The 13,450-nt window shown below is 52.2% G+C and carries 12 protein-coding genes; 8 read left to right on the top strand and 4 right to left on the bottom strand.

Annotation, left to right across the window (positions count from 1 at the left end; all coding sequences use genetic code 11):
• Positions 1–35: 35 nt before the first annotated feature.
• Positions 36–1,499, bottom strand: coding sequence for a pyridoxal phosphate-dependent decarboxylase family protein (locus tag OGV94_RS24505; protein WP_286524648.1), 1,464 nt, complete (start codon positions 1,497–1,499; stop codon positions 36–38).
• A 15-nt stretch (positions 1,500–1,514) separates the two neighbouring features.
• Entirely contained in the window at positions 1,515–2,900 is a 1,386-nt protein-coding gene (locus OGV94_RS24500) for a diaminobutyrate--2-oxoglutarate transaminase (protein WP_286524646.1), read from the bottom strand.
• A 606-nt stretch (positions 2,901–3,506) separates the two neighbouring features.
• On the opposite strand from OGV94_RS24500, the gene lysC reads away from it, so the two are divergent.
• Positions 3,507–4,868 (top strand): lysine-sensitive aspartokinase 3, encoded by a 1,362-nt coding sequence (lysC, locus tag OGV94_RS24495; protein ID WP_087053407.1) that lies wholly within the window; start codon positions 3,507–3,509, stop codon positions 4,866–4,868.
• A 108-nt stretch (positions 4,869–4,976) separates the two neighbouring features.
• Here lysC and ychH read toward each other — a convergent pair whose 3' ends face one another.
• A complete protein-coding gene (ychH, locus tag OGV94_RS24490) occupies positions 4,977–5,258 on the bottom strand; it encodes a stress-induced protein YchH (protein ID WP_003833480.1) in 282 nt (93 codons plus the stop codon).
• A 274-nt stretch (positions 5,259–5,532) separates the two neighbouring features.
• Between ychH and pth the strand changes: the two genes are divergently transcribed.
• Positions 5,533–6,117: an aminoacyl-tRNA hydrolase gene (gene pth, locus OGV94_RS24485; protein WP_003020814.1), complete on the top strand. Its 585-nt coding sequence runs from the start codon at positions 5,533–5,535 to the stop codon at positions 6,115–6,117.
• A gap of 115 nt (positions 6,118–6,232) precedes the next feature.
• On the top strand, positions 6,233–7,327 hold the full coding sequence (gene ychF, locus OGV94_RS24480) for a redox-regulated ATPase YchF (RefSeq protein ID WP_043016108.1): 1,095 nt from the start codon (positions 6,233–6,235) through the stop codon (positions 7,325–7,327).
• Positions 7,328–7,582: 255 nt separating this feature from the next.
• Here ychF and OGV94_RS24475 read toward each other — a convergent pair whose 3' ends face one another.
• On the bottom strand, positions 7,583–8,632 hold the full coding sequence (locus OGV94_RS24475) for an alpha/beta hydrolase (protein ID WP_087053408.1): 1,050 nt from the start codon (positions 8,630–8,632) through the stop codon (positions 7,583–7,585).
• Between the two features lie 218 nt (positions 8,633–8,850).
• Between OGV94_RS24475 and OGV94_RS24470 the strand changes: the two genes are divergently transcribed.
• The 5 genes from OGV94_RS24470 to OGV94_RS24450 all read left to right on the top strand — a co-directional run bounded on the left by OGV94_RS24470 (position 8,851) and on the right by OGV94_RS24450 (position 13,427).
• The gene (locus OGV94_RS24470) at positions 8,851–9,531 is read left to right on the top strand and encodes a heavy metal response regulator transcription factor (RefSeq protein WP_286524643.1); all 681 of its coding nucleotides are present in this window, start codon (positions 8,851–8,853) and stop codon (positions 9,529–9,531) included.
• A gap of 15 nt (positions 9,532–9,546) precedes the next feature.
• Positions 9,547–11,004 (top strand): heavy metal sensor histidine kinase, encoded by a 1,458-nt coding sequence (locus OGV94_RS24465; protein WP_286524640.1) that lies wholly within the window; start codon positions 9,547–9,549, stop codon positions 11,002–11,004.
• 64 nt (positions 11,005–11,068) lie between these two features.
• A complete protein-coding gene (locus OGV94_RS24460) occupies positions 11,069–11,545 on the top strand; it encodes a (R)-mandelonitrile lyase (protein WP_286524638.1) in 477 nt (158 codons plus the stop codon).
• Positions 11,523–12,284, top strand: coding sequence for a carboxymuconolactone decarboxylase family protein (locus OGV94_RS24455; RefSeq protein ID WP_286524636.1), 762 nt, complete (start codon positions 11,523–11,525; stop codon positions 12,282–12,284). Before OGV94_RS24460 ends, OGV94_RS24455 begins: the two co-directional genes overlap by 23 nt.
• 78 nt (positions 12,285–12,362) lie before the next feature.
• Positions 12,363–13,427, top strand: a complete 1,065-nt coding sequence (locus tag OGV94_RS24450) for an alpha/beta hydrolase (RefSeq protein ID WP_199994772.1) — start codon at positions 12,363–12,365, stop codon at positions 13,425–13,427.
• Positions 13,428–13,450: the final 23 nt, after the last annotated feature.

The raw sequence follows: 13,450 nt of genomic DNA, 5'->3' as shown, positions 1-13,450 counted from the left end.
ACATGTGGGAGCCATTTTTATAACAAGCTTATTGCTTAGGCTTTCAGCAGTTGCTCAGCCGTTGCCTTCACGCTTGCCAGCAGAACTTTAACGTCCTCCAGACACACGGTAGGATTCAGCAGCGTCAGCTTCAGGCAGGTGACGCCATCTGCTTCGGTCACGCCGACGTTGGCGCTACCGGAAGCCAGCAGAACGTCACCAATACGCTGGTTCAGCAGCGCAACGAAGGCCATGTCGTCACTTTGCGGGCGGAAGCGGAACAGTACGCTTGCCAGCTGCGGCTCCATCACCAGTTCCAGATGCGGCTGGGTTTTCACAAACTCAGCCACATCACGCGCCAGTGTTACGCCGTTATCAATGATTTCGGCATACTGCTTTTTGCCCAGCGCTTCGAGGCCCATCCACAGCTTCAGCGCGTCGAAACGACGCGTGGTCTGCAGCGACTTCGACACCAGGTTTGGCACGCCAGCCTCTTCATCGAAATCAGAGTTCAGGTATGCCGCCTGATAGCGCATCAGCTCATAGTGACGCGCGTCTTTTAACAGGAACGCGCCGCAGCTGATGGTCTGGAAGAACTGCTTGTGGAAGTCCAGGGTGACGGAATCCGCCAGCTCCAGGCCATTCAGGAAGTGACGATACTTCTCAGAAAGCAGTAGCGCCCCGCCCCATGCCGCATCCACGTGCATCCAGATCTGGTTTTCTGCCGCCAGCGCCGCGATATCCGCTAACGGATCAATTGCGCCCGCATCGGTCGTTCCGGCCGTGGCAACAATCGCCATCACCTGCTCGCCGTTGGCTTTCGCGTGGGCCAGCTTGTCTTTCAGGTCTGCCAGATCCATACGTGAGAAGGCATCGGTCTTCACCTGGGTGACGGAACGGTAGCCCAGCCCCATCAGCGCCATGTTCTTCTGTACGGAAAAATGCGCACTTTCAGAGCAGAACACTTTGATTTTGCTCAGATCGCCGGTCAGACCATTCTGCTGAATGGAGTGCCCCTGGCGTGCGAAGAAGGCATCACGCGCCAGCATCAGACCCATCAGGTTGCTCTGGGTGCCGCCGCTGGTGAATACGCCCGCGTCGCCTGCGCCGTAGCCTACCTGCTCACGCAGCCATTCGATCAGTTTGATCTCAATGATGGTGGCCGACGGGCTCTGGTCCCAGGAGTCCATGCTCTGGTTGGTGGCGTTGATCAGCACTTCCGCCGCCTGGCTAATCACCAGGCTTGGGCAGTGCAGGTGCGCGACGCACTGCGCATGGTGAACCAACAGGCTATCTTTCAGAAAGTATTCAACCGCACGCTCAATAGCGGCCTGGTTGCCCAGGCCCTGAGACGTAAAGTTCAGGTTGATACGTTCCCGCAGCTGTTCAACGGTTTTGCCCTGATACATCTCAGGCTGCTTCAACCATTCAACGACGGCTTGCGTACTCTGCTCGATAGCGTCCTGATAGGCAGCGATACTTTGCGCCGAGCCGGACAGAATCGGGTTTACGTCTGACATTCGATCCAACTCCGTTTAAACCGGCTTCACGCCAGCGCCCAGCAGGGCGTTTTCGAATTTATCGAGGAAAATTTCCAGCTCAGCGTTGGTGATCAGCAGAGACGGCAGCAGACGCAGGACGCAGCCATTGCGACCACCGCGCTCCAGAATCAGGCCGTTTTCGAAGCATTTTTTCTGCAGCAGCGCGGCCAGTTCGCCATCGGCCGGGTAGCAGCCCATGTGATCCTGCGCTTCGCCCGGCTTCACGATTTCCAGACCGATCATCAGACCGAGGCCACGCACCTGGCCGATAACCGGGTAGCGTTTCTGCAGGTCAGCCAGTTTGCCTTTCAGCCACTCGCCCTGGGCGGCAACTTTATCGGCAATCTTATCGTCTTTGAGGATCTTCAGCGTTGTCAGACCGGTCGCCATCGCCAGCTGGTTACCGCGGAAGGTGCCAGTGTGGTGGCCCGGAGACCACGCGTCGAACTGCTTCTTAATACCCAGCACCGCCAACGGCAGACCGCCGCCAACCGCTTTGGACATCACGATGATGTCTGGCTCAATACCAGCGTGCTCGAAGGCGAACAGTTTACCGGTACGCGCAAAGCCAGCCTGAACTTCATCGATAATCAGCAGAATGCCGTGTTCCTGCGTCACTTTACGAATGCGCTGCAACCACTCGACCGGCGCCGGGTTTACGCCGCCTTCGCCCTGCACCGCTTCGAGGATCACGGCTGCCGGTTTACGCACGCCGCTTTCAACGTCGTTGATCAGGTTTTCAAAGTAGTAGGTTAATGCTTTCACGCCAGCCTCACCGCCAATACCCAGCGGGCAGCGGTACTGATGCGGATACGGCATAAACTGCACTTCCGCCATCATGTTACTGACCGCTTCTTTCGGCGACAGGTTGCCGGTCACGGACAGCGCACCGTGCGTCATCCCGTGGTAGCCACCAGAGAAGCTAATGATGCTGGAACGGCCGGTGACTTTCTTCGCCAGCTTCAGCGTCGCTTCAACGGCATCAGCACCGGACGGCCCGGTGAACTGCAGGCAATACTCTTTGCCCTGGCCCGGTAATAAAGAAAGTAAATAAGATGAGAATTCATCTTTTAACGGCGTGGTAAGGTCAAGCGTATGTAACGGTAAGCCGCTTGTGATGACACTTTGAATGCTTTGCAGCACTTCAGGATGGTTATGACCAAGCGCCAGAGTTCCGGCGCCTGCCAGACAATCAAGATATTGATTATTTTCTACATCAGTAATCCAGACGCCCTGTGCTTTGGCAATTGCCAATGGCAGTTTACGCGGATAGCTGCGGACATTAGATTCAAACTCAGCCTGTCTTGCTAAAAAGGTATCATTGCTCTGTGGTAATGAATTAGCACTTAAAGTATCAATACGGACTTTATCCGTCATCATATCACTCCTACAACCAGGTGTAGATTAACGCCTGATTGAATAAATGGTTATAAGGATTACCTGTAAAAAAGCGCGGCTAATATATGTTGTTTTAGCACAGGACTCAATCATTTATTTTCCCGTCGCTTAAATAAGCATTTTTACCTTAAAATTCAAAACGTAACACTCATTCAACATTACGAAATCATAAAGTAATATAGCTATTTATTTTACAAAACCGTACCCAGTTGCAACGCCTGTGTTGTAATAAAAACCATGGAATTTTCATGTTTTTATTATTTTTTTACACGTTTTTACCATTAATAATGTAAGCGTTTTCTTGTTACGACATGATTTTTCACTTATTTATCGATAAATCGAATAAAAAAGTCGATCCCTAAATATAAATCACTTAGTATGGCGCGCTTATTTACAGGCTATGTAGATAATTAATGCGCAGCACCCGATAACGCGTACAGGCGACACGCGTTATCGACAACAGGTATTCCCTGGGTTGTCAGCAGAAATGTTCGCGGGCGGACATTTCGTAAGGTGAACGTCGTTCCCTTATGCCGAGAATGAAAATTTTCTAGCCATACTTTTATGGCGCCCTGATATGAGATTGTTATGACTCGCATTTATCCACCATCCGTCGTTGCCAAATTTGGCGGCACCAGCGTCGCTGATTTTGATGCGATGAACCGAAGCGCCAGCATTGTCCTTGCTGATCACGATGTCCGTTTAGTCGTACTGTCTGCTTCCGCAGGCGTCACAAACTTACTGGTCGAGCTTTCTGAAGGTCTGGAAACGCATCAACAATTAGATAAGCTTGAGACCTTACGCGCCATCCAATACAACATTATTTCCCGCCTGAAGCAGCCGTCCGTTATCAGCACGGAAATCGATAATCTTCTCAACAATATTCGTCATCTTGCGCAAACGGCGACGGTTTCACCGTCCGATGCGCTAAGCGATGATTTGGTTAGTCACGGCGAGCTGATGTCCTCTTTGCTGTTTACTGAAGTGTTACGTGAACGGCATGCTGAGGCCGGGTGGTTTGACGCCCGCAGCGTAATGCGTACCAATTCGAACTTCGGCTGCGCGGAACCCGAACTTAGCACCCTGCACCACCAGGTGGAGACACACTTGCGCCCTCGTCTTGAGCAAGCGATTATGGTGACTCAGGGGTTTATTGGCCGTGATGCCGCTGGGCATACCACAACGCTTGGACGCGGCGGTAGTGATTACACGGCAACGCTTCTCGGTGAGGCGCTTCACGCCACACGCGTGGACATCTGGACCGACGTCGCAGGGATCTACACCACCGATCCGCGCATTGCGCCGCGGGCCAAACGCATCGACCACATCTCATTTTCCGAGGCCAGCGATATGGCCGCCTACGGGGCGAAGGTCCTCCACCCGGCTACGCTGCTCCCGGCAATGCGTAAAAGCATTCCGGTCTTTGTAGGCTCCAGTAAGGATACTGCCGCCGGAGGTACGCTGGTACACAATACCACCGATAATCCACCGCGCTACCGTGCGCTTGCCGTGCGCCGTAAACAGACGTTGTTGCGATTACATCGTCTGGAGACACAGCCGTTCTGTTCTTTCCTGGCACAGTCCTTCACCATTTTAGCTCGCCACGCGGTCACGGTGGATTTGGTTACAACCTCAGAGAATAGTATTGCGTTGGCGCTGGACGCCACTCATGCAACCTCAGGTGAAGACCATGTGCTGACCACGGCATTGTTTACCGCATTGTCCTCCCACTGTCGTGTGGAAGTGGAAACCGGACTGGCATTAGTCACTTTGGTGGGGAATCAACTGACCCAGGCTGCGGGGGTTTGCAAAGACGTTTTTGCCTGGCTCGAAGAGCATACGGTGCGAATGATTTGCCACGGTGCGTCAAACGATAACCTGAGCATTCTGTTACCGGCTGAAGCTGCGGATAGCGCGGTTAAGGCGCTACATTATCGATTATTCGAATAACGTTTCTTATATTCGGTAGTGAACAGAAGAGCGTTTAATGCAAGTGTAATGAACAAACAGAGCCCTGGTTTTTCGACCAGGACTTTGTGTTCTTAACGCAGCACTTATTTAGTTATGACGATGATTGGTATCACCGCGACGGCAGCGTTTGTCATAATGGCGCACCCACCAGTAACGGTCACTGATTTGTTCATGCCCACCCACTCTGGCACCTGCCAACCAGAGAACACCACCAACAAAAATACTGAGCACGGCACCATGTGCGAAAAACTGTGGCAGATTAAATTGCGGCAGTTGGTTTAAAATAGAGTAACCGACACCACCTACCATCACCACCAACCCTAAAGCCATGAGCACGTTACCGAGTAACGAAGCGTTTTTGCGTTTCATGTGTCACCTCCGGAACTTTGGGTTGTTACAGGGAATACCCCTAATCCTTATGTGTAAAGTATAGACAACACTGCCGTTCGCAAGTGCGGGAGCGATCACAATTACAAACACTCACGCAACAAAACTTTACAAATAAGCTACTGAACACACTCAATTTCTAATAGTCCATTTGTGCAATTATTCAGCTTTTGGCGAGTAGCACGCAGTTTTTTGTCAACAGCAGCCTCAGACAGTAAACTACACGTCGTTTATGGAAACACTCAGGACAAAACACGTGGCGATTAAATTGATTGTCGGCCTGGCGAACCCCGGCGCAGAGTATGCGGCAACGCGACACAACGCAGGCGCATGGTATGTCGATCTTCTGGCAGAGAGATTACGCGCTCCCCTGCGCGATGAGCCGAAATTCTTCGGCTATACCTCCAGAGTAACGCTCGAAGGGGAAGATGTTCGTTTGCTGGTGCCGACCACATTTATGAATCTGAGCGGCAAGGCTGTCGGCGCAATGGCCAGTTTTTATCGAATTAATCCCGATGAAATTTTGGTCGCACACGACGAGTTAGACCTGCCGCCTGGTGTGGCCAAATTTAAGCTTGGCGGCGGTCATGGCGGACACAATGGCCTGAAAGACATCATCAGTAAGTTGGGCAATAACCCTAACTTTCATCGTTTACGCGTCGGAATTGGGCATCCGGGCGATAAAAACAAAGTTGTCGGATTTGTTTTAGGCAAACCGCCTGTTTCAGAACAGAAGTTAATTGATGAAGCGATTGACGAAGCGGCACGTTGTACCGAGATTTTATTCAAAGATGGCCTAACCAAGGCAACGAGCCGGTTACACACCTTTAAAGCGCAATAAGCAGCGATGTGCGGCATTTTTCTCGCGTGCTGTGTATAATAGGCAAAGTTATTTACTTTTCTACAATCTGTTTTCTATAACAGATTGAATATCAAAAGATTAAGGTGATTTAAACATGGGATTCAAATGCGGTATCGTCGGTTTGCCAAACGTAGGCAAATCTACCCTGTTCAACGCGCTCACAAAAGCGGGTATTGAAGCGGCAAACTTCCCGTTCTGTACTATCGAGCCGAACACGGGTGTTGTCCCGATGCCCGATCCGCGTCTGGATCAGCTGGCCGAAATCGTCAAACCGCAGCGTATCCTGCCAACCACGATGGAATTCGTCGACATTGCCGGTCTGGTAAAAGGCGCATCCAAAGGTGAAGGCCTGGGTAACCAGTTCCTGACCAACATCCGTGAAACCGAAGCTATCGGCCATGTGGTTCGCTGCTTTGAAAACGACAACATCATCCACGTTAATAACAAAGTGGATCCGGCTGACGACATTGAAGTTATCAATACCGAACTGGCACTGTCTGACCTGGATACCTGTGAGCGCGCTATCCATCGCGTACAGAAGAAGGCCAAGGGCGGCGATAAAGACGCTAAAGCGGAACTGGCTGCGCTGGAAAAATGCCTGCCACAGCTGGAAAACGCCGGCATGTTGCGCGCTTTGAAAACGCTGACCGAAGAAGACAAAGCAGCCATCAAATACCTGAGCTTCCTGACGCTGAAGCCAACGATGTATATCGCCAACGTCAACGAAGATGGTTTTGAAAACAACCCATACCTCGATAAAGTGCGCGAAATCGCGGCGGCAGAAGGGTCTGTTGTTGTTGCCGTTTGCGCTGCCGTTGAAGCTGACATCGCAGAACTCGATGATGCTGACCGTGAAGAATTCATGGCTGAAATGGGTCTGGAAGAGCCGGGCCTGAACCGCGTTATCCGCGCTGGTTACGAGCTGCTGAACCTGCAGACCTACTTCACCGCTGGCGTGAAAGAAGTCCGCGCGTGGACCATCCCTGTCGGTGCGACCGCTCCGCAGGCTGCCGGTAAGATCCACACCGACTTCGAGAAAGGCTTTATCCGTGCGCAAACCATCGCGTTTGAAGACTTCATCACCTACAAGGGTGAGCAAGGCGCGAAAGAAGCCGGTAAGATGCGTGCAGAAGGTAAAGACTACATCGTTAAAGATGGCGACGTGATGAACTTCCTGTTCAACGTCTAAATTAAATTTGTTGTCTCATGAGATCTCAATACATCTCATAAGAATCACTAAAAACTATAAAATCCACGCAATTGCGTGGATTTTTCATTTCACAGACTTATTCAGGTAAACATAGCCATCACATGCCCAATTGTTTTATGAATTTAATTCATAGCGGCTATTTAATGTGCGTAATTATCTTTCTGCCCAGTTTCGTTAAGCTGAACAATAAATACTGAATAAGTCGATACCCCTCGGGGTATCGACAGATACGGATTAAATATTTTTATCAAAAAAGACATCTAACTTTTGCATCGCCTGGTCAACGTACTCAGGAACCCAATAAGTCTCGATGTGAGTAGCGCCATCGATCAATAAGAGTTCTTTGTCCTTCGTACCGGTGGCTTTCGCGAACGCATCTTCAGTCATATAGAGCGTATCCGCTTTTGTACCGGCAATCATCAGCAGCGGTTGATTGATGAGATTGATATGGTCCGTGACGTCAAAACTCATCAAATCCAGCAGACTGCTGGTGGTGTATTTAAACGTAGAGTTCGGGTGGGCGTGAGTTTTCCAGTAATACTCGTAGCCCTGGCGATATAAGGCAAAGGGTAATTTAGCAATCTGTTCATCAGTCAGATTGGCATCGCCGGAGTAAAGCACTTCGCCTCCGGCAGCTTCCTGAGCGCGTGCGTCAGAAGCCTGCTGAAGACGCTGCTGGATAGTATCCAGCTGTGAATCCTGCATACCGTTACGTCGCACCAGGCCTGAATTAAACATACTGATGGTCGCTATCGATTTGAACCGCTTGTCAGTTTCGGCGGCTATCAGTGAATACCCGCCGCCTCCGCAAATACCCAGCAGACCAAGGCGGGCGGTATCTACGCCAGGGTACTGGCTGATGTAATCAGCCATACCGTGGATATCCTCAATGCGATTAGCGGGTTTATCCACGCTGCGAGGCATCCCACCGCTAGCACCCTGATAAGCCGCGTCGGCGGTAATCGTGATGTAGCCCTGTTCGGCGAGACGCTGGGCATACAACCCGGCGACCTGCTCTTTTACGCCGCCATTAGGATGTGCCACCACCACGGCAGGATATTTTTTGGCGGGATCGTAGTTAGCAGGGGTATAGACATTCGCAGCAATCTGGATGCCATGCAGATCGTATTTCACGGGGTGAATGTTGACCTTGCCTTTGACGTTCTCAGTGATGGCGCCGTCATAGGCCAGCGTGAATGGATTTTTTTTGTAATCAGCCGCATTGGCTGAGGTCACTCCGGCCATAGCCGTGAGTAGCATTGCACTGATAAGCGTGAATTTCATGGTCTCTCCCGATGAGTGTCGGCCTGGTTATTCAGGCTCGCGGATTAAATTTGCAGGCTCAGATTAGGGTGCGAGCGCTGTCAGCATCCTGACGCGGAAATAACATTTTTGTCAGGTAACCGTCAGCTTTATGTTGGCAATCAGAAGGCAAAATGGTCTCAGTAACAGGGTTGTTCAGGTATTGAAGCACCGATGAAAAGCTAAGAGGAAGTCCCGTTATGCGCCTGTTGTTAGTCGAAGATGAAGAAAAAACGTCAACATACCTTAACCGTGCGTTGAGCGAGTCCGGATTTACGGTAGATGTCTCTGCAGACGGCGCTGAAGGTCTTCATTATGCGCTGGAGTTCGACTACGACGCGATAATACTGGATGTGATGCTGCCGGGGATGGATGGTTACCGGGTACTTGAGGGTGTGCGAGCAGCCAAACAGACGCCGGTGCTGATGCTTTCGGCTCGCGGATCTGTCGATGAACGTGTTAAAGGGCTGCGTCTTGGCGCGGATGATTATCTGCCCAAGCCCTTTTCGCTTATTGAGCTGGTGGCGCGTATTCAGGCCCTGGTGCGTCGTCGTTCTACGGATGGCGCAGACATCACCCAGTTGCAAATTCACGATCTGCAGCTCTACCTGCTGGCTCGTCGGGTATTTCGCGCCGGAACACGGCTGGAACTGACCGCGAAAGAGTTTTCCCTGTTGAGCCTTCTGGCCCGACATCAGGGAGAGATCCTGTCAAAGATGATGATTGCTGAGCAGATATGGGATATGAACTTTGATAGCGATGCCAACGTGGTTGAAGTGGCCATTAAACGCCTGCGAGCCAAAGTGGATGCCCCGTTCGATGTCAAACTGCTGCATACCGTTCGTGGCATGGGTTATGTCCTCGAAGTCCGGTCCGAATAAATGAAGGGGATATGCTTGCCTGAGCGTTCCATCTCCGTTCACCTGGCGCTGATGTTTGCCTTATCCGCGCTGCTGATTGTGTCCGTTATCGGCATCCTGCTCAGAAGCTCTTTGCATGACTCTTTGCAAAAGCAGATGCACAACGAACTGCTGTTCCGGGAATCATTAATGAGTCCGTGGATCACCGCACGAACCTCGGCTGACGGCTGGTCACTGCTTGCCAATAAATTCACCGTGTTAACCAATTCTGAAGGTGAACGCGTTCGCTACTGGATAGTGAGCGATAACCCACGCTTTAGCATGGGGGGAACACCACCGGTGGGTGTTGAGTGGTCTTCTTTACAGGAAGGCTTTAATAAAGTGCCCGGCGCATCGGAAGGTGCCTGCTCGCTGTTTCTGTTAGTGAAAACGATCCCCGCCAACGGTGAAAGGCCTGAGCTGCGCTATATCGTTGCCATCGACTCCACGCCGTATATGGGCACACTGAATGCCTTCACCCGGACGCTGTTAATCATTACCGCGCTGGGCGTCGTGATTGTCGCTTTACTGGGATACATCGTTTCAAGGATCGGTCTTCGTCCCGTTGGGGCGCTCAGTAAACAGGCCCGGCATCTTGCACCGGGAGACCATGGCCAGCGCCTGAATACCGAAGCATTACCTGACGAATTACAGCAGTTAGCATCATCTTTTAATGGCGTGCTGGAACGGCAAGAGGTCGCCTGGCGACAGCTCGACAGCTTTAATGCCGATGTTGCGCATGAACTCCGGACTCCGCTTACGAATCTGATCGGCCAGACGCAACTGGGGCTCTCGCGCCGACGCTCGCATGATGAACTGGAAGAATTATTGGGCTCCAATCTGGAAGAACTGGAACGCATGGCGTCTATCGTTAACGACATGCTGTTCCTGTCCCATGCCCACGCGGGTGAACATGCGTCCCAGTTGACCCAAGTGTCGCTGCGAAAAGAAACCCTGAAAACAGCGGAGTACGTTGAACCTTCTTTTGCTGAAAAACAGCTCTCTCTGGATGTTCAGGGCGACGTGATCGCGCACATCGACCGACGTCTGTTCCATCGCTCATTGGCTAATTTACTGGAAAACAGCGCAAGGCATTCGCCGTCCAATAGCACGGTTACGGTGCGGTTAAGCGAAACCGGTCATCAAGCCTGTGTTGAAGTGTCAAACCTGGGCGATCCGATAGCACCAGAGCACTTACACCGGCTTTTCGAGCGGTTCTATCGCGTTGACACCTCCCGGGCGAGGAGTGATACCCACCATGGACTGGGCCTGTCGATCGTGCGTGCCGTCGCCATTATGCACAAGGGAGATGTCTTTGCCCGTAGTGAAGGTGGCATCAATACATTTGGCCTCACCTTTGCGATACAAGCGAATAAAGCGGCGGGCAATGCTCAATCCGGCACTGAGCCGGGACCCGGGTTAACTGACAGAATTGTCAGGGGGGCGTCAGCCTGACGTCATCACCCTCTCGATAAAATCATCGCAGGCAATCCCCTCTTCATTGATAAGGACGCTTTGCATGATCAGACATTTACGTTACCTCGGGCTGTTACTGCCGATTACATTTTCATCCTGGGCAGCGGAGCAAAATCCCGCTGTCCATATCACCCCCGCAGGAAGTCAGAACGCGGTATATGGGCCCGCCGAGAACTTTACCGGTCGCGCCCGGGTTGATCCTCTCTTCAGACCGGATAACAACATCCCTGTTTCCGGGGCTTATGTCACGTTTGAACCCGGCGCTCGTTCCGCCTGGCATACGCATCCGGCAGGTCAGCGGCTGATTGTAACCTCGGGTGTGGGGCTCACCCAACAAGAAGGCCAGCCGGTGCAGGTTATCCGCGCCGGTGACGTTGTCTCTTGCCCGGCGGGCGTCAAACACTGGCACGGGGCGGCCCCCGGCAGCGCGATGACGCATCTGGCGATAACCGGGATTGTGGATGGCAAAAGCGTTAACTGGAAGGAGTTAGTGACAGATGAACAATACCACGCCCATTAAGGCATTAGCGGCAGCGGTACTGCTGATCTTTGGTTTTGGTCTCGCGGCACATGCTGCGCCCGTCAATAAAGGAGCCTCAGAAATGAACCACGAACAAACGGTTTCAGATACGCTGTCAGCCCGCCAACAGGCCATCCCGCTGATTGCCGCATCGATGGCCAGCAGCCAGATGGATAAGCTGAATGCAGCCTTGAATCAGGGTCTAGACGCAGGACTCACGATAAACAAAACCAAAGAGATTCTCGTCCAGCTTTATGCCTATACGGGCTTCCCCCGTAGCCTGAATGCACTTAGTGAACTGATGAAGGTCGTCGAAGCACGTAAACAACGTGGCATCAAAGATGCTGAGGGCCAAGAACCGGTCGCCACCATCCCTGTCGGGGATGAGCTTCGCCGTGTCGGTACCGCAAACCAGACGAAAATCTCAGGCGCTCCCGTCCAGGGTCCGCTGTTTGATTTTGCCCCAGTGATTAACCAGTTCCTGCAAACGCATCTTTTCGGTGACATTTTCGCCCGCGATAACCTCGACTGGCAAAGCCGCGAGCTGGCAACGGTGGGTGCATTAGCGGCCACGCCAGGCGTTGAAGCCCAGCTGCTATCGCATACCCGAGCAAGCATGCGGGTCGGCCTGACGGCAGCGCAGCTGCGCCAGCTCGCACAGGTTCTGCGTGAACATGGCGAAAATGATGCAGCAACGCGAGCAGAAAAGGCGCTGCAACAGGCGCTCGATGGCAATTAAGGGCAATCAGTGGTGCTAAATAATTACCGCTGACAACTCAGATATGATTGAACGGCAAACATAACAGAGGATGTAATCTTGAAGACAATCTTAAAAACGCTGGCCATCTGCGTAATGGCGGGTGGCCTGGTGGCTCAGTCGGTCTATGCCGAGCCGCTGGTCATTCAGGAACAAGGAAGCTTTTCTGCTGGTGGCACCATCATTACCGCCCCAGGAACATTTGATGCGAAAAAGCCGCTGGATTCAGCTGGCCAAACCTGGCATGGCGATCATGCGTCTGTGTTCTACCAGATCCCGGAGAATCCGCATAAATACCCTATTGTCATGCTGCACGGCGCAGGTCAGTTCTCCCGTACCTGGGAAAGTACCCCGGATGGTCGTGAAGGTTTCCAGAACATATTCCTGCGTCGCGGGTTCTCAACCTATCTTGTCGATCAGCCACGCCGTGGCAGCGCCGGGCGCACGACGGTAGAAGGTACGGTTACGCCTAAACCGGATGAACAAATGTGGTTCAACCAGTTCCGCGTTGGCGTGTGGCCAGAGTATTTTAAGGACGTTCAGTTCTCTCACGACAAAGAAGCACTGAATCAGTATTTCCGTCAGATGACCCCGAACACCGGGCCGTTTGATATCAATGTCATCTCTGATGCGATGTCCGCCGTCGTGGATAAATCCGGCCCCGCTATCCTCTTCACCCACTCTCAGGGCGGTGGACCAGGCTGGTACACGGCGATGAAAAACAACAAGGTCAAAGCCATTGTCGCCTTTGAGCCCGGCAGCAGCTTTGTCTTCCCGGAAAAAGAACTCCCAGCCCCTATGCCAAGCGCGTTCGACACGCTGAAGGGTGAGCCGGTGCCGATGGAGCAGTTTATGGCTCTGACCAAAATCCCGATTCTGATTATTTACGGCGATAACATACCGGATAAACCTGTCGCCATGCCCGCGCAGGACAGCTGGCGCGTACGTCTGGCGATGGCTCGCGAATGGCGTGATGTGGTGAACAAGCATGGCGGGGATGTCACTGTGACGCATCTGCCAGAAGTGGGAATCAAAGGGAATACCCACTTCCCGTTCTCTGATTTAAATAATGTGCAGATTGCTGATTTGGTGAGTAAATTCTTGAAAGAGAAAAATTTGCAGTAGCCGTTTTAGAAAATCACCTAAAT

Source organism: Citrobacter sp. Ce006 (assembly GCF_030336535.1).
GTDB lineage: Bacteria > Pseudomonadota > Gammaproteobacteria > Enterobacterales > Enterobacteriaceae > Citrobacter > Citrobacter europaeus.
This window is presented reverse-complemented; position numbering and strand designations above follow the sequence as displayed.